Source organism: Bradyrhizobium campsiandrae (genome assembly GCF_014529705.1).
GTDB classification, from domain to species: domain Bacteria; phylum Pseudomonadota; class Alphaproteobacteria; order Rhizobiales; family Xanthobacteraceae; genus Bradyrhizobium; species Bradyrhizobium campsiandrae.
The window spans coordinates 1-22,880 of record NZ_JAANIH010000098.1 but is presented as its reverse complement, the minus strand read 5'-3'; the positions used below and the strand labels follow the sequence as shown (position 1 = coordinate 22,880).

Sequence of the window (22,880 nt, the reverse complement as noted above, 5' to 3'; positions counted from 1 at the left end):
ATGGGTTGAGCACTTGCGAAACCCATCACTTCTCGTTCGTCGCTCTCCGTAACCGTGGCAGGATCGTCGGCAACGACAGCTTCCGTTCCGCTGCATGGGTTTCGCAAGTGCTCAACCCATCCTACGCCCCAACCCGCGCTGCCACCATATCCCGGGCGGACAAACGTCGGTTTGGGCCAATTCGAATTTTTCAAAGCGAAGGACGCCCAATGGAATTCGCTACCTTAAGTTTCCAACATGAGTTAAGCTACCCAAGCAAGCATATTTGTGATGGAGGTGATGGTGGCCACTGTATTTGTGGAAGCGCGCCCGAAGGGAAGGCCGGAGGGAAGTCCAATCACCGACTACGTGGTTGAAGACCACGCTGATCATGTGTTGGGAACGTTCAAGACGCAGAAGGAGGCGATCGATTGGACAAGGAAAAATGGTCACTCACCGCACGTCGCCCGGGTTCGGCATCTGAACGATAAGAAAACGCCGGATCACTGGCGTGCGGTTTGATCTATCGCCAGCGGCAGCGGTCGAACTGGGTAACGCTGTTACAGTTGGGTGGGCTCGAACCACCGACCTCCTGTATCACAGACGGGCGCTCTCCAACTGAGCTACAACAGCATCCTTGCGAGCCGCTGCCTTGATCGACGCGGGGACCGTGTGGCGATGGATGTCCGGCCTCTCCATGACGAGGATGACTACAACTGGGCGGTTGGCGAGGTGAGCCGTTATTTCGAGGCTCAGCCCGCAATCGGCACGCCCGCGAGCGACAGGTTCGAGGTGCTCGCAACGCTCATCCGGGCGTACGAAGACACGCACTTCCAAATTCCGAATGCCGATCCGGTGCAGGTGCTGGAGTTCGCGATCCAGTCGATGGGAAAAACCCACGCTGGCCTGAGCGAGCTCATTGGACGGAATCGCACGTCCGAGATCCTCAATCGCGTCCGCCCGTTGACGCTCGACATGATCCGCACGATCAGCGCGCAATGGCACATCCCCATCGCGCTACTCACCTCGCCGTATCAACTGGCCAAGGCTCAGGCGTAGTCTTGGACGTGCGCACCACCGCCGCAGCCCCCAACTCGCGCTTGAGCACCGCAATCAACAACTGCTGCCCGTCGAACGGCAGGCCCAGAGAAATGCGTCTTTCGCGACCGTTCGTCGCGCGATGCCGAGGGCCTTTTGGGCGACGTCGAGAGGCACCCAACTGGCCATCATGATTCCAAAATTCGGATTGTCGCCGTAGGGCTCATACAACGCGAAATCATATTGGGGTGCCTTGGACTTGAGGCTGTTCATGAGACGCAGTCCTTCCTCGCGCGTAGCGGCAGAGCCGACGATCACGAAGTATTTGTTGTAGTCGTTGATCAGAAAAGGCGGATCGCGCAGAAATCCGGTCTGCGGCTTCGGCAGTGCCGGCGTTTCCGTATCAGCGACTGCAAACGTATCGTTGGAAGCCAGCCTGGTCACGCTCCTGATCCATCCGGTCGCACCGGTTCGCGCAACGGGCGTCGGACCCGCGGCCGGCGTCAGCAGCTCCTGCATCATGGTTCTGAAGTGGGACGCCTTGTCTTCGCCCTTCAACGCCGTGTCCGACCAGATCATCTTGCAGTAGATGTTCGCCATCGTGAGCACGATCACGACCTGATCGGCTCGCGGGTTGTTCTTCAGCACATTGTCCCGGGTATCCCGCACATTGATGTCGATCCCGAGCCGGCCGAGCAGCTTGCCGATCGCATCCACGGCCGTCTTCGTATCGACGGTGACGGAATGATTTTCCAGGTTAGGGACCGGCGGGCATGGCGGATCTTCCGCGGCCATCGCCGGCGAGGCCAGCAAGGCCAACGCGCCGAACAGGACGACGCAGCCGAGCCGAAGCAGCGTTCCACTCTTCCGGTGCATCCAGAGACTCCTCTTTGGAATTGCCGTGGCAGAAAGAAGAATCGACCGACCGTCCTGTCTTTGCGCGGCACTCGCGATTTCGACCAGAGGGCCAGCGCCCTTCCTTATCACAAGTTGAGAAGGATGTGGACACGATCTGACATTGTCACGCGCTCCAGGCGCTGATCTGACGTCGCCGGATCAAGGGCAGTCGCCTCACCGTTTGGCGAGCGTGATGCTGGGACAAGCAGGAGCCGAGGCAACGGTGCGAGTATTGGCCCGCATCAGGCAACCCTTCGTAACCGCCGGCATGACCCAGTTGGGTCATGAGGGAGGCTCCAACCTCTGTCATTCCTCTTCCGGATCGGGAGAGCGAGGACATGGACGAAACCCTGGGCAGGACGGACACCGGGCGCCTTGACCGGAAAGTGGCGGAGTTCTGCCGCTATTTCGAGCTCATGCCATCCGACCCCGCTGCGGCGATGCACGGCACGGTCGCCCAAATGCACGCGCTCTGCAGCGAATTGGCCACGCTTCCGCCGACCGAGTGGAGTGCCCCTCATACCCAGAAGCTGTTGGCCCCGGCGATCAACCTCCACTCCCAGTCGAACTTTGTCCGCCGGCTCCGGGAGTGGCCACGGGGCTATCCGGGCGATTTCGAGACGGTCGAGCTGCTGGCCGCCGGCTCTCGCCCGCCAACGACGAACCGTGGAGCCGACTGGATCGAATGGTATGCGCTGAACACGGCGATCGCGCAGCAGCACCGGAACAAGATCCTCTGGCAGTATCTCAAAATGTGCGCAACGACGCCCGGACGCATTCTGTCCATCGGTTGCGGAGGAGCGGCGGATTTCCAGATCGCTCCCCACCGGTTCACGGGATCGACCGTCGTCCTCGTGGACATCGACAAACAGGCACTTGCGCTGGCCGAGGAGCGGTTGAGGCGCTACTGCGACGTGCACATCGTCTGTGGTGACGTCAGGCGCTCGATACGACGCGCTCAAGACGAGGGCCCGTTCGACATCGTCGTCTGCGGCGGACTGTTCGACTATCTCGACGACCGGACGATCGTGCTCATCCTCAAAGAACTCCGGCAGCGCGTGCTCAGGGCCGGCGGATCGGTCGCCTTCACCAACATCGCGACCGGAAACCCGTTTCGGGTCTGGATGGAAGCCATCGCGGACTGGAAGCTGATCCATCGCTCCGAAGCGGACATTCGGGACATCGTCACGGACGCCGGTTTTGACCCGGCCGATCTATCGATCGCGCGCGATGCGACCGGCCTAACTCATCTCATCGAGATCAGTGCGTGATGAGCTCGCCACATCTTGAACGTCAGGAACAAACGCATGGCGTGGTTTCGAATGAAACCTTGTATGCGATCACGGAGCCAAGCTGATGAGGAATTCCCGCGGCCCGACTTGCCTGCCACGGAGGCCACCTTCGGCTTGGGCGCAACTTCGAGCGGTCGTCGCGTTTACCACCGCCAACTCCAGCAATTGACGCCCTCTTACTCCCCTGCAAGATCTCCGAAAAATTTTGAAGAGTTTACGGTATCATGGATACGTCCGGCACTGATCTCGTCTCTCCGGGAGCAACCCTCAGCAACGCGCAGCATCCGTACTCCTCTCTCGACTATGAATGGTCGCTAGCGACGGTCGGACAAGTCTATCAGCTGGGTTCGACCCCGACGGTCGGATACGTCAACAGCCTTAGCGATGTGGACATTTACTACGTCCCGAGCAGCGTTGGCGCCGCCGGAACAATCGACAATGACCGATGGATCTATATCGCTGGAAACGTGGGCGGCGGCCCGGCGGTTCTTCTCAACGGTCAGACCGTCGATCTCGATCTGGAAATCGCTCAAGGCTACGGCACTGACGATCCCTATTACTCCTTCGTCGAGAGTTATTCCGGCGCGTATACCCTCACCGCCTATTACATTCCGAACAACGTATCTTCCCAGAACTGGCTTGCCCTGATCGCGAACAACCTGTCGGGCGTCAAGTATGCAATCGCTTCGACCCCCCAGGCCGCTCTCAACGCAATGGCGGGAACGGGTTCGACGACTGAAACACCCTATGGATCATCCAACGCCGCTCCGGTCATCACGCCGCACAGCCAGAGCGTGACGTACAATCAGGCCGTCGCATTCTCTAGTCTCTATTCGGTGACGGGCAGCGGCATCACGCAATACAAGGTCTGGTTTGGCGACGCCGCACACGGTGCTCCTGCGCTGGGGACTCTGACCAACAACGGCACGGCTGTTGCGACCGACCAGCCGGTCACACTCACCAGCCTGAGCGGGCTGGTCTATACAGGGTCGGCTGCGGCCGGCACGGACAAGATCTGGCTCGAGGCCTATAACGGCTCCTGGGACAGCGCCGGCTGGGTGGAGGTCGATCTCGCCGACCAGGGCGCCAGCATCGCCGCCCCTGTGATCACGCCGCACAGCCAGAGCGTCGCCTACAATCAGGCCGTCCCGTTCTCGAATCTCTATTCGGTGACCGGCAGCGGCATCACGCAGTACAAGGTCTGGTTTGGCGATGCCGCACACGGCCTGCCCGCCAAGGGCACGCTCACCAACAACGGCACGGCTGTTGCGACCGACCAGGCCGTCACGCTCTCCAGCCTGAGCGGGCTGGTCTATACGGGTTCGGCCGCTTCCGGCACGGACAAGATCTGGCTCGAAGCCTATAACGGCTCCTGGGACAGTGCCGGTTGGGTGGAGGTCGATATCGCCGACCAGGGCGCCAGCATCGCGGCTCCTGTGATCACACCGCACAGCCAGAGCGTGGCCTACAATCAGGCCGTTCCGTTCTCGAACCTCTATACGGTGACGGGCAGCGGCATCACGCAGTACAAGGTCTGGTTTGGCGATGCCGCGCACGGCCTGCCCGCCAAGGGCACGCTTACCAACAACGGCACGGCTGTTGCGACCGACCAGGCCGTCACGCTCTCCAGCCTCAGCGGGCTCGTCTATACGGGTTCGGCCGCGGCGGGCACGGACAAGATCTGGCTCGAAGCCTATAACGGCTCCTGGGACAGCGCCGGCTGGGTGGAGGTCGATCTCGCCGACCAGGGCGCCAGCATCGCCGCTCCTGTGATCACGCCGCACAGCCAGAGCGTGGCTTATAGTCAGGCCGTTCCGTTCTCGAACCTCTATTCGGTGACGGGCAGCGGCATCACGCAATACAAGGTTTGGTTTGGCGACGCGGCGCACGGCTCTCCTGCGCTGGGGACTCTGACCAACAACGGTATTGCTGTTGCAACCGACCAGGCGGTCACGCTCTCCAGCCTGAGCGGGCTCGTCTATACGGGTTCGGCCGCTTCCGGCACGGACAAGATCTGGCTCGAAGCCTATAACGGCTCCTGGGACAGCGCAGGCTGGGTGGAGGTCGATCTCGCCGACCAGGGCGCCAGCATCGCTGCTCCCGTCATCACGCCGCACAGCCAGACCGTGGCCTATAGTCAATCCGTTCCGTTCTCGAATCTCTATTCGGTGACAGGCAGCGGCATCACGCAATACAAGGTCTGGTTTGGCGATGCGGCGCACGGCTTGCCTGCGCTGGGGACTCTGACCAACAACGGTATTGCTGTTGCAACCGACCAGACAATCACGCTCTCCAGCCTGAGCGGGCTCGTCTATACGGGTTCGGCCGCTTCCGGCACGGACAAGATCTGGCTCGAAGCCTATAACGGCTCCTGGGACAGCGCCGGCTGGGTGGAGGTCGATCTCGCCGACCAGGGCGCCGGTATCGCAGCTCCTGTCATCACGCCGCACAGCCAGAGCGTCGCCTCCAATCAGGCCGTCGCGTTCTCGAATCTCTATTCGGTGACGGGCAGCGGCATCACGCAATACAAGGTCTGGTTTGGCGATGCGGCGCACGGCACACCTGCCAAGGGCACGCTCACCAACAATGGCGCGGCTGTTGCGACCGACCAGGCCGTCACGCTCTCCAGCCTGAGCGGGCTCGTCTATACGGGTTCAGCCACGTCCGGCACCGACAAGATCTGGCTCGAAGCCTATAACGGCTCCTGGGACAGCGCTGGCTGGGTGGAGGTCGACATCACCGACCAGGGTACAGCGCCCCAAATCTTCCAACGAACCGGAAGCGAGATTTCTCTCACTGGTCTCACCGCTTATCCGACCCCAACTCCGGACATTGCAGTTGTTGGCTTCAACACGGGGTCGTATCAGGGCGACTATGGCGTGATCTGGTCGGCAACGACTGACGCCCAGGGTGGACCCAATGTCCTGCCGGCCGCCATCTACACCAGCAATGGCGCTTTCGTGACGAATCCCGGCGCAGACCTGCACTCGGGTGATGTCGTCGCAGGGACAGTTCAAGGCAATCTGGCGACCGCACAGACCTTTACGGCTGGCGCCACGCCGATGATCAGCCTGGTGATTTCGGGCCCCAGTGGCAACACCAGCGGCGTCCTGGTCACCGGACAGGCGAACCACGTTTTCTCGGATGCGAGCATCACCGCAGGCACCGATACGATCGCGATCGCCCATTACGACGTGGCCAACGGCACGACAGCTCTGAAGCTCGAGCTGACCAGCGAGAACAACTTCCTGCACGGCTCTGGTGGGATTTCGGATACGACACTCACGATCGCCGCCCCCTCCGGCTGGTCGTACAACCCGAGTGTGTCATACCCCACGCATCTGGTTCAGGAACTGACCGGTGCAGACAATTTCGTGATCAATTGGGAAGGCCAGAACGGAAATTCTTCGGCCGAATGGCTCAGCCTGGTTGATCACAGCGGGCATGTCCTGCAGACGCGAGAACTCGATCCCAGCGTCATGGCCGGCAATAGCATCTCGATGGTTGCGACGGGAGACGGCAACGTTGCGATGGCGGTGGACTATGCAGGCCGCGTCGCGTTCGAGCTGATCAACGGCTCCAGCCTCGCAACGATCAGCAAGGTGACGGTCAATCCCACTGCAGCTCTCCCCAACGAGACCAATCCGCAGATCGCTTTGCTGAAGAACGGTGACTTCGTCCTGGCCTGGCACGAGTACGACAACGGAACGCCGGTCATAGACGCTCAGGTGCTCGACTCTACCGGGCACACGATCGGTTCGGTGATCACCGTCAGCGCCGATGCCGGGCTCACCGACAAGCTGGGCGTCGCCGCGCTTTCGAATGGAGGGTTTGTCGTCTCCTGGGTCAATGCGACCGCCCAGAGCGCGACCGCCATGTCGCAGCTTTTCCTGCCGGTTGCCAGCCAGTCAAACCTGCCACCGGCGCCCGCCAATGCGAGCGGCTCGGCGTCAACTCCCGAGGCGCACAGCTACGCTGCTGAAACGATCGGCCAAGTCGTGAGCGATCCGAACCTGCACCACACCTTCGATTTGTTGACGTGACAAGCTCGTAAATACCGCACCCGGGCGGCGGCCGGATGCCTGTCCGAACGCAGGATGTGTCGTGGATGTCGCTGGTACAGTTGGGTGGGCTCGAACCACCGACCTCCTGTTCCACAGACAGGCGCTCTAACCAACTGAGCTACAACTGCATCCTTGCGAGCCGCGCCTTTGGGGGCTGCCTGAAAAGGCCTGCTGCCGAAGGGGGCTGGACGGGGCGGAAACTAGGTGCAACGGGCGTTTTTGGCAAGGCCGCAAAAGCCGATAATTCCCGCCTTGGGCACCGTTATTTCCAAGAAAAACCCGGGCCTTGGGGCCCGGGTTCTTGATTTGCTCGATCCGCCGTTTTGCTCAGGCGGCGGGGTAGAACTTCGAGGCGGAGGCCTTGATCGGCTCGGCGGTGGCGCTGGCGGACCGCTGGGCGATCTCGAACAGTTCCTTGGCCTGGGCCTGGAAGGTCTCGAGCTGGGTCTTGGCATGGCCGGTCCAGAGCTGGAAGGCGTCGGTCGGCGACTTCACGCCGAGCAGCTCCTGAGTGAAATCCAGATGGGCCGTGGCGTTGGCCTTGGCGAATTCCATCAGCTTGGCGGTGTACTCGTTCGCGCCCTTCTGGGCGGACGCGAACACGGCCTCGATGGTGCCGTTGTGGGTCTCGGCGGCGTCCTTGAACTTGGCGTAGTTCTCACGGGCCTGCGACACGCCCTTTTCGGCGAACGCACGCACCTGCTCGGGGACCTCGAACGGAATGATCGAGGCAGAAAACGGATCAGTCGCACCTGTCATTGATGTCCCTCACGCTAATGAAAAAAGGAGTGAGCCTTCTGGCGCGCCCGCCGGCCAACCGGGGCCATTTCTTGTTACGCGATGGCGGGTACGAAAGACTGGAAACGCAGAACAAACGAGATGGCTCGTCCAGCGCCCAGCACTATCTGTGCCTAACATGTCAACATTGTGCAGCGCAATGCGAAGCGGGGATGCGTTGCGATAATTTAATCCTGAGGGTGAGGCTCCTGAGCTGCGGAACCGGGGGTTGCCGGGCAGGGAACGCTGCGTCGGCGCGGCGACAAGGCGGCCTAATGCCTCGCCCTGGTCGCCTCCATCGCGGCGCGGCTGACGGCCTGGCCGATTTCGCCGGCCTGGTCGGCCAAAGCCTTCATCTGGGCCTGGACGTAGTCGGCGTGCAGCCGCATCACCTCGGTGAGGTCCCGGGCATGGACCAGCGACTGGGCGTAATCCAGCGAGGCCTGCACATTGCTCTCGGCGAAGGCGATCGCCCGGGCGCCGATGTCCCTGGCGCCGGCGCGCACGCTGGCGCTGCGTTCCTCCATCGAGCCGGCGGCGGCCTCGGCATTGGCGAGCAGCTTTTCGAAGGCGCCGCGGGCCTGCCTGAAGCTCGATTCCGCCAGGTTTCGCATCTCCGGCGGAAGCTCGAAATGGCCGTGGTTTTGGGCCTGGTCGGTCATGGCGACTCCTCTGTCCTTGCGCGTCCTGCTTTCGCTCCGCCCCGCTGAGACTAGCCGGCAATGCTATTGCCGGTATGACGCCCCGCCTCCCTCGCGAAATCCTGCGGATGCCACGACCATGCGGCTTGCGGGTTCGGCCATATTAAGGTTATCGCGGCTTTGGGCCGCCCTTGGGATCGCGGAGCCGTGGACCTGCCCGCGCCCGCGGGCAATACTAACTCTTTCTTAAGGCTGTCATTCCCGGCAGCTTTAAACATCAACCTGACACGCGGGACTTAAAGCCGGTCGGATGACGAGTTCGGATTTCCAGTTGCGAGGCGTCGGCGATCCCAGGCTGTCCGTGCATGCCACCTCACCCCTGCCGGCGTGGCTCTGGTCGCTCGACGGCACACGCGTGTTGTGGGCCAACGCGGTCGGCGCAAAATTCTTTGGCGCGGCCAACGCGGCGGCGCTGGCGCAAAAGACATTCGGACCCGCCGATCCCCATCGCCGCCAGGTCGCGCAGCTCGGCCGGCGGCTGTCCGCCAACGGCCCGGTCCGGCTGGAGCGGCTGCGCGGCTTCGGCGCGCGGCTCGGCACGCTGATGACCTGCGCCTGCGCGCGGCTCGTATTTGCCGATGGCGGCGAAGGCGTGCTGGTGACGGCGATGGATGCTTTCGCGCGCAGCATGCCGCTGATCGAGCGGCTGCATCGCCTGGTCGACGGCGCGACCACGCCGATGGCGGCATTCGCGCCGGATGGAATGTTCGCCGGAGCCAGCGAAGCCGCGCGTCCCCTGCTCGGCTTTCGCGATCTGGGCGAAGCCGGCCTCGAACAGGCGCGCAAGGGTGCCCTGGCGAATGGCCGCGTCGAGCTGCCGATCGGCATCGGCAACATGGTGCTGCAGCGGGTCGGCATCGGCGCCGATGTCGGCCTCGTCGCGCTGATCGAGCCGGCCGGCGCGCAAGCCGCACCGGCGGCCGAGCGCCCGACGGCGGCTGCGACGGAAGCCGTGCCGGCCGCGGCGCCCGAAACGTCGACCGAGCCCGCGCCGCAGGTTGCTGCCGAAACGCCGTCATCGCATGAGCCCGCCGCCGGGATCGACCTGTTCGACGCCTTTGCCGAGCCGGACGAGATGATCGCGGCCGCGCCGGAGCCGAGCGCGGACGAGGCGGCGGATATCGCGCCGGTCGACGATTTGGTCGCCGAGCCGATCGAGCCGGTCGCGGCGCCCGAAACAGCTGTCGAAAACCCGCCCGCGGCCATCGTGCCGCCGCAAGCCGCGCCGATCACCAGCCCCATGGTCGAGCCGCCCGCACCTGCGGAGACACCGCGCCAGCATCCGCTCCGCTTCCTGTGGCAGATGGATGCGGAGGGGCGCTTCGTGCTCGGCTCGGACGAGTTCATCCGCCTGATGGGCGCGCACACCGCGGCCGGCTTCGGCCGGCCCTGGCGCGAGATCGCCGAGCAGTTTGCGCTCGACCCCGAGGGCCGCGTCGCGCAGGCGCTGGCGAGCCACGACACCTGGGCCGGCATCACCGTGAACTGGCCGGCCGACGGCGGCGAACATCTGCCGGTCGAGCTTGCGGGCCTGCCGGTCTACGACCGTGCGCGCAACTTTGCCGGCTTCAAGGGCTTTGGCGTCTGCCGCGATCTCGACAGCCTCAACCGGCTCGAGGCGCTCCGCCGCTTCGAGCTGTTCGCCGAGCCGCGCGCAACGCAGGGCCTGTCGGCCGAAATGGTCGAGCCGGATCCTGAAGCGGAGGCCAGGCCCGAGGAAGAGCTCAAGGCCGAGGCGCCGCCGCCGCACGAGCCGCAGCCGCTAGAGCCGCCTGTTACGACCGAGCCCGAACCGCCCGCATTTTTCACCGACGCGAATTCACACCCAACCGATCCGGAAACGCCCGTGGAAACGCCTCCGAATGTCGTGCCGTTCCGTGCACCCGGTGATCTCAGATCACCTGGTGATCTCAGGTCGCAAAGTGACCAGAGATCGCCGACGCTGACGCCGGTGGAGAACAGCGCATTCAACGAGCTGGCCCGGCAATTGTCCGAACGGCTCGAACGCGAGCGCGAACAGATCGCGTCCGTTGCGGCCGAGCCGCCGGCCGCGGAGATCACGCCCGAGGCGCCGGAGCCCGGGTCCGAGTCCGAGTCCAAGTCCGAGCCCGAAGCGGCGCCGGCAGCGGCGCAATGGCTGACCGAGCCGGTGCCGCCCGCGCGCGGCGACGGCGCGCGCGACCGCACGCTGCTCGACCTCGTGCCATCGGGCGTCCTGATCTACCGGCTCGATCGCCTGCTCTACGCCAACCCCGCCTTCCTCGCGCGCATGGGCTATGCGAGCCTCAACGCGCTGGAAGAGGCCGGCGGGCTGGACGCGCTCTATGTCGAGCCTGGTGTCTCCGCCGCCAGCAGCACCTCGCAAGCAGGCACGCCGGTGACGATCAGCGCGACCATCGCCAACGGCGAACAGAGGCTGGCGACGACCGAGGCTCATCTGCATACGATCGACTGGAACGGCGAAAGCGCGCTCGCGCTGATCTGCGCGCTGCCGCACGCCGCGCCCGTGATCGTCGCGCCGTCCGTTGCCACCGAGACTGTTGCCCTCGAATCCTTCCCCTACGGGTCCGAGCCAGAAGTCGGCGAAGCCGACGCCGAAGACCTCGCCGCCATCCTCGACACCACCGCCGAGGGCATCGTGATGTTCGATGCCGAAGGCAACATCCACGCCTGCAACCGCAGCGCGGAGGCGCTGTTCGGCTATGACGGCGAGGCGCTGCTGCAGCAGAACCTGCTGACGCTGTTCGCGCCCGAGAGCCAGCAGATCGTCGTCGACTATCTCGAAAGCTTGAAGAGCCAGGACATCGCGAGCCTGCTCGACCACGGCCGCGAGGTGCTGGGCCGCGAGAAGAAGGGCGGCGTGCTGCCGCTTGCCATGATCATGGGCCGCACGCGGCCCGACGGCCCGAACTTCTTCGCCGTGTTCCGCGACCTCTCGCACGCGAAGAAGGGCGAGAGCGAGCTGACGCAGGCGCGCCGCCTCGTCGACGGCGCCGCGAATGCCAAGGCCGACATGCTGGCGCGGATCAGCCACGAGATCCGCACGCCGCTCAACGCCATCATCGGCTTTGCCGAGGTGATGATCTCCGAACGATTTGGTTCGCTCGGCAACGAGCGTTACGGCGAATACATGAAGGACATCCGCGCCTCCGGCGAGCGCGTCATCACCATCATCGACGATCTCCTGGAGCTGTCGCGGATCGAGACCGGCAAGCTCGATCTCCACTTCGCCAATCTCAACCTCAATGACCTGGTCGAAGCCTGCGTTACCGTGATGCAGCCGCAGGCCAACCGCGAGCGCATCATCATCCGCACCTCGCTCGGACACGCGCTGCCGCAGGTGACGGCGGATACGCGCGCGCTGCGCCAGGTCACGATGAACCTGATCTCCAACTCGATCAGGCTCGCGGGCGCCGGCGGCCAGGTCATCGTCTCGACCGCGCTGTCCGATCGCGGCGAGATCGTCCTGCGCATCCGCGACACCGGCCATGGCCTCAGCGAAAACGAGGTCGCCGCCGCGATGGAGCCGTTCCGCACGCCGCCGCCCGGCGATGCCGCGGACAGCTCGGCGCTGAGCCTGTCGCTGACCAAGGCCCTGGTCGAAGCCAACCGCGCCCGGTTCAACATCAAGAGCGCAGGCCATTCGGGCACGCTGATCGAGGTGGTGTTCGCGCCGGTGACGGCACGGGCTTAGGCGCCGAACCAGCGCGACAGGGCTTCAACGGCTTCGTCATGATTGGGCGCGCCGTCGCTGGCCCACGCCACAAAGCCATCGGGCCGCACCAGCACCGTGCTCAGTCCCAGCCGATCCCTCGGCTCGCCGGCAACATAAGCGATCCGATCATCCCAGCGGCTCGCGAGCGCTTGAAGCGATGGACGCACGTCGAAATCCAGCAGGAGGCCTTTCGCCGTCCTGAGATGTTCGCCGACTGTCGCGCCGTCAGGAAGTGCGAAATCGGGAACGCTGCGGCCGACCAGCGGATGACTGCCGCCAAGGTCGTAGCGCAGCGAAACGCCGCGGACGCGTTCGGCGAAATAGCTCGCGCCGTCGCGCGTCGCGATGAGATCGCGGATGATGGCCTGGAGCGCGCGGGCGCTCGGCGCCGGCCGCATGATCGCGACCTGCGCGCGCGACCAGTCGAGGATTTGCGCGCCGACGGGATGCCGCTCGCGCGAATAGCTGTCGAGGAGATCGCACGGCGCTGACCTGCGGATCGTCGCTGCCAGCTTCCAGCCGAGATTCATCGCATCGCCAAGCCCGAGATTGAGGCCCTGGCCGCCCAGCGGCGAATGGGTGTGGGCGGCATCGCCCGCGAGCAGCACGCGGCCCTTGCGATATGTGGATGCCTGACGCGCGCGGTCGGTCCAGGTGGACGCGAGACGAAGCGCGATGATGGTCACATCGGTGCAGGAGACGCGGCGCAACACCTCTTGCACATGATCCAGTGTGATCGGCGCGGTGCGATGAAAAGCGCCGCCGTCGAAATCGACCAGCGCGATCGTGCCTGGTGGCGCGTAGGTGTACATGCCCGCGGCCGTGGAATTGCGGCCAGGACTGAGTTTCTCCGCATCGGCGAGCTCGACCTCGATGGAATAGCCGGTGAACTCGGGGTCCGTGCCCGTAAAGTCGAAGCCGCAGGACTTGCGCACGGTGCTGCGGCCGCCGTCGCAACCGACCAGCCAACGTCCGCGAAAGGTCTCGCCGGCCGCCTGGACGGTCACATCGTGGTCGGAAGGGGCAACGGCCGTGACGCCGAAACCGCGCCGGATGTCGGCGCCCATGCCGGACGCGCGCGCGGCCAGAACGGTTTCGAGCGATTCCATATCGACGGCGACGCCGGCATCGGCCGGCGTCGGCAGCCGCCAGGACCATTTCGCGGCATCGACATCGTCCTGAAAGAACTGGAGTCCGGCGAAGTGACCGGCCGGCCGTCGCGCCTGCCGCATCCAATGTGCAGCGCTCTCGATCGCGCCCGACTTCGCTCGCTGCGCCGCCACGATCTCCTCCAGCAGGCCGCGCCGGTGAAAGGCCTCAGTCGTCGGGATCGACAGGCCACGCAGCCCGAACGGGAGCTGCTTCAGCGGCGAATGCGGGTCTTGCGCCTGCTCCAGCACCAGCACCGAAAGGCCGGCGAGCCGCAGCTCGCAGGCGAGAAACAGGCCGACGGGGCCGGCACCGGCAATGATGACGTCATGGATATCAGGGAATCGGGTTTGCATGAGACGCTCCTGTGGTCGATGTTCGACCGGAGCGTTCCCGATGCTTTCGAGGACCACACGGACGAACGGTTGAGCGCCCTGATGGCGCCCGCTGTTCGTCGTGGGGATCTCGTGCACAAGGCCAAAGACCAGAGCTTCCGTTACCAGAAGGATTTGGGCTGACCAGACCAAATCTGCCTTTTCCGACGGGGTCTCTATAGTTTCGTGGCGTTGCATGCGCAACGAAAAAAAGGCACGGCGCTGATGGCACCGTGCCTTTCGCAATTCCCGAGCGTCAGATCAGCTGTAGATCTCGAACAGGCCGGCGCCGCCCTGGCCGCCGCCGATGCACATGGTGACGACGCCCCACTTGGCCTTGCGGCGGGCACCTTCCTGCAGCAGATGGCCGGTCAGGCGGGCGCCGGTCATGCCGAAGGGATGGCCGATCGCGATCGAGCCGCCATTGACGTTGTATTTCTCGGGGTCGATGCCGAGCTTGTCGCGCGAATAGAGGCACTGGCTGGCGAAGGCTTCGTTGAGCTCCCAGAGATCGATGTCGTCGATCTTGAGGCCATGCCGCTTCAAGAGCTTCGGCACGGCGAAGACCGGGCCGATGCCCATCTCGTCGGGCTCGCAGCCCGCAGCGGCCCAGGCGACGAAGCGGCCGAGCGGCTTGAGGCCGCGCCTCTCGGCATCCTTGGCTTCCATCAGCACCACGGCGGCAGCACCGTCGGAGAGCTGGCTGGCATTGCCGGCGGTGACGTATTTGCCCGGGCCCTTCACCGGCTCGAGCTTGGCAAGGCCTTCCAGCGTGGTCTCGGGGCGATTGCACTCGTCGCGATCGACCACGTAGTCGACGATGCTCTCGGCCTTGGTGGCCTTGTCGACGACCTTCATCTTCGTCTTCATCGGGACGATCTCGTCCTTGAACTTGCCCGCCTGCTGCGCGGCGGCCATGCGGCGCTGCGACTCCAGCGAATATTCGTCCTGATATTCGCGGCTGAGCTGGTAGCGCTCGGCGACGATGTCGGCGGTGTCGATCATCGCCATGAAGATGTCAGGCGCGGTCTTGAGCAATTCCGGATCGACCCATTCCTTCGGCGAGCCGCCGCCCGGGATCGAGATGCTCTCGACGCCGCCGGCGACGATGCAGTCGGCGCCGTCGGAGCGGATCGAATTGGCGGCCATCGCGATGGTCTGCAGCCCTGAGGAGCAGAAGCGGTTCACCGAGACGCCGCCGGTCGACTTCGGCAGGCCGGCGAGCAGCGCAGCCTGGCGGCCGATATTCGGCGCGCCATGGGCGCAATTGCCGAGATAGCAGTCCTCGACATAATCGCTTTCGACGCCGGCGCGATCGACCGCGTGCTTGATGGCGTGGGCCGCGAGCGACATCGGCGGCGTGATGTTGAACCCGCCGCGGCCGGATTTGGCGAGGCCCGTGCGCGCGTAGGAAACGATGACGGCTTCACGCATTTGTTTTCTCCCTGATCGAACGATTGGCATGGAGGCGTTCTGGATGCCATTGGTACACAAAGTTTGGGGAGCGCGGGAGAAATAAAGCGCGGCGCTGCATCAACAAAAACGCCGCCCCTCGCGAAAAAGGGCGGCGTTGTTCCGCAGGTCGGAATATATGATGACCGTCATTCCGCGGCGCAGACGCCGCTCTATCTGCTCGTCATGCCCGGGCTCGACCCGGGCATCCACGTCTTTCTGCGCGCTGGGCAAGACGTGGATGGCCGGGTCAAGCCCGGCCATGACGAAGGAGAGACCGTTGCTTAGAACGTCAGCGCCTTGGCCTGCTTGACCTGCGGCAGGGCCTGCACCTTGACGAGCAGGTCGGCGGGTACGGCGCCGTCGACCTCGACGAGGGCGATGGCATCGCTGCCGGGGGCGACGCGGCCGAGATGGAAGGTCGCGATGTTGATCTTGGCATCACCCAGGAGGCTCGCGAACTGGCCGATGAAGCCCGGCTTGTCCTCGTTGGTGATGTAGATCATCGACTTGCCGAACTCGGCGTCGACGCGGATGCCCTTGACGTCGACGAGGCGCGGCTTGCCGTCATGGTAGACGGTGCCGGAGACCGAGCGCTCCTGGCTCTCCGTCGCCACCGTGACGGTGATCAGGCTCTCATAGTCGCTCTGGGCGGCGCGGGTCACTTCGTCGACCACCATCCCGCGCTCCTTGGCAACGACCGGCGCGGACACCACGTTGACCTCGCCGAGCATCGGTCGCAGCAGGCCCGACAGCACGGCGGACGTCAGCGCCTTGATCTTCATTTCGGCGACATGGCCCTCGTAAGTGATCGTGACCTTCGAGATGCCGCTCTCGGTGAGCTGGCCGGCGAACGAGCCGAGCTTCTCGGCGAGCACGATGAAGGGCTTGAGCTTCGGCGCTTCTTCCGCGGTGATGGACGGGAAATTGATGGCGTTCGAGATCGCACCGGAGATCAGGTAGTCCGACATCTGCTCGGCGACCTGCAGCGCGACGTTCTCCTGCGCTTCCGTGGTGGAGGCGCCGAGATGCGGCGTGCAGATCACGTTGGGGTGGCCGAACAGCACGTTTGATGTCGCGGGCTCCTCGACGAACACGTCGAAGGCGGCGCCCGCGATGTGCTTGGCATTGAGCGCATCGACCACGGCCTGCTCGTCGACGAGGCCGCCGCGAGCGCAGTTGATCAGGCGCACCCCCTTCTTCATCTTGGCGATCGCGGCGGCGTCGATGATGTTCTTCGTCTTCTCCGTCAGCGGCGTGTGCAGCGTGATGAAGTCGGCGCGCTTGAGGAGATCATCGAGCTCCACCTTCTCGACGCCGATGTCCTTGGCGCGCTCCGGCGACAGGAACGGATCGAACGCGATCACCTTCATGCGCAGGCCGAGCGCGCGATCGGCGACGATCGAGCCGATGTTGCCGCAGCCGACGACGCCGAGCACCTTGCCGGTGATCTCGACGCCCATGAAGCGGTTCTTCTCCCACTTGCCGGCCTGGGTCGAGGCGTCGGCCTGCGGGATCTCGCGGGCCAGCGCCAGCATCAGCGTAATCGCATGCTCAGCGGTGGTGATCGAATTGCCGAACGGCGTGTTCATCACGATGATGCCCTTGGCGGTCGCCGCGGGGATCTCGACATTGTCGACGCCGATGCCGGCGCGGCCGATCACCTTGAGCCTGGTCGCCTTCTCCAGGATCTTGGCGGTCGCCTTGGTCGCGGAGCGGATCGCGAGGCCATCGTAATTGCCGATGATCTCGGCGAGCTTGTCCTTGTCCTTGCCGAGATTGGGCTGGAAGTCGACCTCGACGCCGCGGTCTTTGAAGATCTGCACGGCAGCGGGCGAGAGCGCGTCGGAAATGAGCACTTTGGGCTTGGTCATGGATGTGTCCTCTGCCTTCCCTAAAGGAAGGGCCTTAGACCGGAATGGGTGACTGTCTCGGAGCACTTCCCTCTCCCCGTTCTTACGGGGAGAGGGTTGGGGTGAGGGGCAGCCACGGGCGAAGGCGCGAATGGAGAGAGCCCCTCACCCGGATTGCTGCGCAATCCGGCCTCTCCCCGTAAGAACGGGGAAAGGCTGAGAAAAACTAAGCCGCCTTGGCGAGCGTGGCCTTGGTCTCGGCGAAAGCCCAGTCGATCCACTGCGTCAGCAGCTCGACATCCCTGGCCTCGACGGTGGCGCCGCACCAGATGCGCAGGCCCGCCGGCGCATCGCGATAATACGCGAAGTCGTAGCCGGCGCCCTCCTTCTCGACGAGGGCGACCAGCTTCTTGGAGAACTCCGCCTGCGCATCGTCCGAGAGCGAAGTGATGGCGGGATCGGTGAACTTCAGGCACACCGAGGTGTTGGAGCGGATCGAAGCGTCCTTCGCCAGGAAGTCGATCCAGGGCGTCTTCGCCTTCCAGTCGGCCAGCACCTTGGTGTTGGCATCGGCGCGCGCGATCAGCGCCTTGAGGCCGCCGATCGACTTGGCCCAGTTCAGCGCATCGAGATAATCCTCGACGCAGAGCATCGACGGCGTGTTGATGGTCTCGCCGACGAAGATGCCTTCGTTGATCTTGCCGCCCTTGGTCATGCGGAAGATCTTCGGCAGCGGCCAGGCCGGCTTGTAGGTCTCGAGCCGCTCCACCGCGCGCGGCGACAGGATCAGCATGCCGTGCGCGGCCTCGCCGCCGAGCGCCTTCTGCCAGGAGAAGGTGACGACATCGAGCTTGGCAAAATCGAGCGGCTGCGCGAAGGCGGCAGACGTCGCGTCGCAGATCGTGAGACCTTCGCGGGTTGCGCTGATCCAGTCGGCGTTCGGAACGCGCACGCCTGAGGTGGTGCCGTTCCAGGTGAAGATGACGTCGCTGTTCGGATCGACCTTGGAGAGATCAGGGATCTCACCGTATCCAGCGCTGAGCTTGGTGACGTCCTTGAGCTTCAATTCCTTGACGATGTCGCTGACCCAGCCCTCGCCGAAGGATTCCCAGGCGAGCGTGGTGACGGGCCGCGCACCGAGCAGCGACCACAGCGCCATCTCGACCGCGCCGGTATCGGACGCCGGCACGATGCCGATGCGATAATCGGCGGGCACTTCGAGCACTTCGCGCGTCAGATCGATCGCGAGCTTGAGCTTGGCCTTGCCGACCTTCGCGCGATGCGAACGGCCGAGCGCTGCGTCCTTGAGATTTTGGGCGTTCCAGCCGGGGCGCTTGGCGCAGGGGCCGGAGGAGAAATGCGGCACGGTCGGCCGCGAAGCGGGCTTCGCTACAGTCATGATCTACCCTTCCAGATAGTAAGCCTCCCGTTGGGGGGAGGTGTCCCGCCGCGGCTGATACGGGAATCGGGAAGGACAGTCAAGGAAGTTCAGGTACCTCACGCGCGATTGAAGGCGATTCCGGCGCGATTTCGGGGGATTCGACCACGGCGAGCGCGTTCAGCAAGTCCGTGGCATCGCTGATCAATTGCGCGGCACGGCGGCGGCTGCCGACTTTCAAAATGCATTTGTCGTTGGCCTGCACGACGTAATCGTTGCCGACCTTGATCATGGAATAGCTTGTCATCGAAAAATCCCCGAACCGACCGAGCCCGGTGTCTGGACGCTGACGTAGCACCGTTCGTTCCCCGATCAACGTGAACGACCAAGGGGTAGTTTATCAGCTGTTAAGATGAACGAACGCGCGATCCGATTTCGCAGCTTGCGCAACGCTTGCGATGAGCTGCGTCAAAAGCGGACAGTCATGCCGACATGGCTCGCCGAGAATCCGAGCCGCTTGTAGAAGCGCTGTGCGTCCGTTCTGCTCGAATGCGTCAGCAACTCGACCAGAATGCAGCCGCGCGCCTTCGCTTCCGTGACCGCCCATTGCACCAGCTTTTCGCCGATACCGCGGCTGCGGCAATCGGATGCAACGCGGACATCCTCGAGCAGGCCGCGAATTCCGCCTTGCGAGCTGATACCGGGCAGAAGGGCAAGTTGCAGGCAGCCAACCACCCTGCCCTCGCTCTCGGCGACCACGAGTTGGAGATTGGGATTGTGCTCGACCCGTTCGAACGCTTCGTAATAGACCGCAGGCAGTGGATCCTCCAGCCGCTCGCGGGCGCGGCCGAGATGGTCATCGGCGAGCATCGCGATCATCGCCGCCACGTCCTCGCGGCGTGCCGGGCGGATGGAAACGGACTTATCATTCACGACGAACACTCCGGACACAGCGCGAGCGGAAAACCGAGACAGGCCTCGGCAGAGCATCAGGCCACGACGAAGCTGTCAACCGCGCCGCAGCGAAGCTGGGTCAGAACTTGTAGCCGAGCCCGACATGCGCGCTATTGAGCGTTACGCTGGTGTTCATCACGGGCGAGAATTTCACATATTCGTATTCGACGCGCGCGAACAGACCGTCCCAGATGCAATATTCGACGCCGAGACCTGCGGTCCAGCCCACCGCGAAGGCGTTGGTCCGGCGCTGAATCTGCGACTGCGACTGCGCCGGAACCGGTTGCGCCGCTCCGAATGTGGTGCTCGTGACCGTGACGCCGCCGACGACGATCGAGTTCGTCACGTCCTGACGCAAATCCACCGTGCTGACCACCGAGCGGGACACATCCATTCGGCCGACGGCCGCGCCTGCGAACGCATATGGCATGAAGTCACCGCCGTCCCAACCCACGCGGCCGCGGAGGGTGATCATGTCCTTGACTTTCGCCGCGGCCGTGCCGGTCAATGTCACATCGTAGTTGTCGGTGACGTTGGCGGCATGCGAATCGCCGGGCGGATTGACGATCGTGAGCGAGTTGGAGCCCGTCGTGCTCGTCGACAGATTGTTGAAGTAGCTGTAGGTGCCCTCGAGACCGAGAATGGCATCGTACCATTGCCAATTGCGGCCGACGAAGGCGCTGAAGCTCGTGCTCTGCGTGTTGGTCTTGTTCATGAGCGACCAGCTCGCAGTCGGCTGCTGCAGCACGCTGTCACGGAAGATGAAATTGGTCAGCCCGACCACGCTCTGGCTGAAATCGGTCGCATCGGAGACGTAGCCCGCGCTGCCGCCGACATAGGCGCCGTCCCAGCGATGAGCCGTCTTGGACAGACCGTCGGTGAAGCCGCCGCGCAGGACGGGCAGATCCGGCATGTCGGCCGCGTGTGCGGCGGACACAGATCCGAACACCGCCGCCACCAACCAAAGCCTACGCATTGCAACGCTCCATCCAACTCGAACTTTCGAGCGTGATCATGGCTCGTTAACCTTAACCAATGGTTGCGCCAGGGGCTTTGGTCGCCGCGGTCCATGAAAAATACGCAAAGCAAAACGGCGCGGGATGATCCCGCGCCGTTAAGAGAAGTTAAGCGATCAGGCTTTCCGATCAGCCCTTGGTGACGAGCGGCGGCGGCGCGTAGACCGGCGGGCTGTCGAGATTCCAGCGCACGCCGAGAGTGAGGTCGTGCGAGGTGATTTCCTTGAACTTGAACGGATTGCCACCACCGGAGCCGTCGAATGCGACGGCCCGACCGGTGACCCCATCGCCCAGATTGACGTAGCTATATGCGAGCTCGAGGGTGAGGTTTGGATTGACCTTGTAGGCAAGACCGGCATGGGCAGCCCACGCGAAGTTCCATTGTGAGGCGCTCGACGCGGAGTAGGAGCTCGCGACGGGCGGACCGCCGACATACGGCGTGTTCGTCGGTGCCGGTCCGAAATTCTTGTTGGTCAGGCCGTTATCGGTAAAGTTCGAAACGGTGACGCGCGCCGTGCCGATACCAGCACCGATAAACGGCGTGACGCACCACCAGGTGCCGAGGTCGACATAGGCGTTTGCCAGGAACAGGAGCTCCGACTTGCTCGCGCTGTAATTATCGATCCCGCTCGCCGTGGCTCCGGCCCAGGGGAAAGCGGTGTTGTCGGTGCCCTTGAAATTCGACTTGCCGCGATACTGGCCGGTCACGTCGGCACGGAACCAGCTATTGACCCGGTAACCGACGCCGGCACCGAAGATGCCGCCCGTGTCGAACCCGGTCTGTTGGTTGTACGACGTCAGGCCGGTGTAGAGCGCGTCGTTGGCGCTGCGAACGCTCTTCACGCTCTGATTGCTGAAGCCGATATCGCCGCGCAGATACCAGCCGCCGAAATCCGCGGGCGGGGCGGGCGGCGCGTACATCGGGGGCGGCGCCGCGATCGGCATGTCGGCGGCGAACGCCATCGACGAGATCAGGGTTGCCGCACCCGCGGCAAGGAGAGACTTAACGCTACGCATTGGCTTCGTCCTTATGGCCGGTGAGGCTAAATACGGACGCCTCACGTTCTGGAAACTCACGACCGGGACGATGGCAGCAAATGTTTAAGCGCCACTTAACCCTAATTTTTAAGGTTGATTTTTTCTGAGCGCACACGTGAATGCGGCGCGGGCGTTGCGAAAATGCCGCGCCAAAAGCGGCGCCTTCGCCGCAATTGCTAACGATGTATGAAGCCGCCCTGCGGCGAAGAACGCTTTGTTAACGCGCGTGCCGCGGCAGCTTGGGCAGGAACACGGCCAGCAGGCCGATCGCCGGCAGATAGGCGCAAACCTGATAGACGAATTCGATCGAGGTGTGATCGGCGAGCTTGCCGAGCACCGCGGCGCCGAGCCCGCCGATGCCGAAGGCGACGCCGAAGAACACGCCGGAGATCATGCCGAATCTGTGCGGCACCAGCTCCTGCGCGAACACGATGATCGAGGACGTCGTCGAGGAGATGATGAGGCCGATGATCACCGACAGTACCGCGCTGGCATAGAGCCCGGCAAAGGGCAGCGCCAGCGTGAACGGCAGCGCGCCGAGGATCGAGATCCAGATCACGATCTTGCGGCCGAAGCGATCCCCCAACGGACCGCCGAAGAACGCGCCGACCGCATTCGCCGCCAGGAAGATGAAGAGATAGATCTGCGCTGTTTGCGTCGACACGCCGAAGCGGTCGATCAGGTAGAAGATGTAATAGCTCGACAGGCTGGAGACATAGAGCTGCTTGGAGAACAAGAGCGCCACCAGCACGAGCAGTGCGACGACGACGCGGCGCGAACTCGGCGCGTCGGGATGGGCCTGGACCGCCGCGGCCTTCTTCGCCTTGATCTGCGGCTGATACCAGCCGCCGATGCGCCAGAGGATGACAATCGCGAGGAACGCGATCGAGGAGAACCAGGCGATAGAGCCCTGCCCGAACGGCACCACGATCAGCGCGGCCAGCACCGGGCCCATCGAGGTGCCGAAGCTGCCGCCGAGCTGGAACACCGATTGCGCAAAGCCGTAGCGGCCGCCGGAGGCGAGCCGTGCGATGCGCGCCGATTCCGGGTGAAACACCGCCGAGCCGAGACCGATCAAGGCCGCGGCAATCAGGATGACGAGATATTGGTGAGCGATGCTGAGCAGAAGCAGGCCGAAGAAGGTCGAGGCCATGCCGATCGACAGCGAGTACGGCTGCGCCTTCTTGTCGGTGTAGTGGCCGA

The 22,880-nt window shown here is 64.0% G+C and carries 18 protein-coding genes and 1 tRNA gene; 5 read left to right on the top strand and 14 right to left on the bottom strand.

From position 1 onward, the window contains the following. The first annotated feature begins 270 nt into the window (after positions 1–270). Positions 271–501, top strand: coding sequence for a hypothetical protein (locus tag G8O24_RS39735; protein ID WP_244646300.1), 231 nt, complete (start codon positions 271–273; stop codon positions 499–501). A 156-nt stretch (positions 502–657) separates the two neighbouring features. Beyond that, positions 658–1,038, top strand: a complete 381-nt coding sequence (locus G8O24_RS39730; RefSeq protein WP_188107942.1) for a helix-turn-helix domain-containing protein — start codon at positions 658–660, stop codon at positions 1,036–1,038. A 54-nt stretch (positions 1,039–1,092) separates the two neighbouring features. Here the strand turns inward: G8O24_RS39730 and G8O24_RS39725 are convergent, their stop codons facing one another. Then, positions 1,093–1,893, bottom strand: a complete 801-nt coding sequence (locus G8O24_RS39725; RefSeq protein WP_188107940.1) for a hypothetical protein — start codon at positions 1,891–1,893, stop codon at positions 1,093–1,095. 359 nt (positions 1,894–2,252) lie between these two features. Between G8O24_RS39725 and G8O24_RS39720 the strand changes: the two genes are divergently transcribed. Further along, positions 2,253–3,185, top strand: coding sequence for a class I SAM-dependent methyltransferase (locus G8O24_RS39720; protein WP_244646298.1), 933 nt, complete (start codon positions 2,253–2,255; stop codon positions 3,183–3,185). A 245-nt stretch (positions 3,186–3,430) separates the two neighbouring features. Next, positions 3,431–7,249, top strand: coding sequence for a hypothetical protein (locus G8O24_RS39715; protein WP_188107938.1), 3,819 nt, complete (start codon positions 3,431–3,433; stop codon positions 7,247–7,249). Positions 7,250–7,321: 72 nt separating this feature from the next. Here G8O24_RS39715 and G8O24_RS39710 read toward each other — a convergent pair. From G8O24_RS39710 to G8O24_RS39700, 3 genes are all read right to left on the bottom strand, one after another. Beyond that, positions 7,322–7,398, bottom strand: a tRNA-His gene (locus G8O24_RS39710). A 199-nt stretch (positions 7,399–7,597) separates the two neighbouring features. Continuing rightward, positions 7,598–8,029 (bottom strand): phasin, encoded by a 432-nt coding sequence (locus G8O24_RS39705; RefSeq protein ID WP_188107937.1) that lies wholly within the window; start codon positions 8,027–8,029, stop codon positions 7,598–7,600. Positions 8,030–8,319: 290 nt separating this feature from the next. Continuing rightward, positions 8,320–8,709 (bottom strand): phasin family protein, encoded by a 390-nt coding sequence (locus tag G8O24_RS39700; protein WP_188107936.1) that lies wholly within the window; start codon positions 8,707–8,709, stop codon positions 8,320–8,322. Between the two features lie 289 nt (positions 8,710–8,998). On the opposite strand from G8O24_RS39700, the gene G8O24_RS39695 reads away from it, so the two are divergent. Continuing rightward, entirely contained in the window at positions 8,999–12,442 is a 3,444-nt protein-coding gene (locus G8O24_RS39695; RefSeq protein WP_188107935.1) for a PAS domain S-box protein, read from the top strand. Here the strand turns inward: G8O24_RS39695 and G8O24_RS39690 are convergent. The 10 genes from G8O24_RS39690 to G8O24_RS39650 form a co-directional block, all read right to left on the bottom strand. Then, positions 12,439–13,968 carry an FAD-dependent oxidoreductase gene (locus tag G8O24_RS39690; protein ID WP_188107941.1) on the bottom strand — a complete coding sequence of 510 codons (1,530 nt, stop codon included), beginning with the start codon at positions 13,966–13,968 and terminating at the stop codon, positions 12,439–12,441. The two genes, G8O24_RS39695 and G8O24_RS39690, sit on opposite strands and share 4 nt — an antisense overlap. A gap of 279 nt (positions 13,969–14,247) precedes the next feature. Beyond that, positions 14,248–15,420 (bottom strand): thiolase family protein, encoded by a 1,173-nt coding sequence (locus G8O24_RS39685; RefSeq protein ID WP_188107934.1) that lies wholly within the window; start codon positions 15,418–15,420, stop codon positions 14,248–14,250. 99 nt (positions 15,421–15,519) lie between these two features. Then, a complete protein-coding gene (locus G8O24_RS44115; protein WP_188149069.1) occupies positions 15,520–15,702 on the bottom strand; it encodes a hypothetical protein in 183 nt (60 codons plus the stop codon). A gap of 20 nt (positions 15,703–15,722) precedes the next feature. Beyond that, the gene (gene serA / locus G8O24_RS39680) at positions 15,723–17,312 is read right to left on the bottom strand and encodes a phosphoglycerate dehydrogenase (protein WP_188107933.1); all 1,590 of its coding nucleotides are present in this window, start codon (positions 17,310–17,312) and stop codon (positions 15,723–15,725) included. 205 nt (positions 17,313–17,517) lie between these two features. Next, the gene (locus G8O24_RS39675; protein ID WP_188107932.1) at positions 17,518–18,690 is read right to left on the bottom strand and encodes a phosphoserine transaminase; all 1,173 of its coding nucleotides are present in this window, start codon (positions 18,688–18,690) and stop codon (positions 17,518–17,520) included. 79 nt (positions 18,691–18,769) lie between these two features. Further along, positions 18,770–18,961 carry a hypothetical protein gene (locus tag G8O24_RS39670; protein ID WP_244646296.1) on the bottom strand — a complete coding sequence of 64 codons (192 nt, stop codon included), beginning with the start codon at positions 18,959–18,961 and terminating at the stop codon, positions 18,770–18,772. A gap of 176 nt (positions 18,962–19,137) precedes the next feature. Beyond that, the gene (locus G8O24_RS39665; RefSeq protein WP_188107930.1) at positions 19,138–19,602 is read right to left on the bottom strand and encodes a GNAT family N-acetyltransferase; all 465 of its coding nucleotides are present in this window, start codon (positions 19,600–19,602) and stop codon (positions 19,138–19,140) included. A 100-nt stretch (positions 19,603–19,702) separates the two neighbouring features. Next, positions 19,703–20,599, bottom strand: coding sequence for an outer membrane protein (locus tag G8O24_RS39660; protein WP_188107929.1), 897 nt, complete (start codon positions 20,597–20,599; stop codon positions 19,703–19,705). Positions 20,600–20,768: 169 nt separating this feature from the next. Beyond that, the gene (locus tag G8O24_RS39655; protein ID WP_188107928.1) at positions 20,769–21,656 is read right to left on the bottom strand and encodes an outer membrane protein; all 888 of its coding nucleotides are present in this window, start codon (positions 21,654–21,656) and stop codon (positions 20,769–20,771) included. 238 nt (positions 21,657–21,894) lie between these two features. Then, the coding region (locus G8O24_RS39650; RefSeq protein ID WP_188107927.1) for an MFS transporter at positions 21,895–22,880 on the bottom strand (986 nt) is incomplete at its 5' end.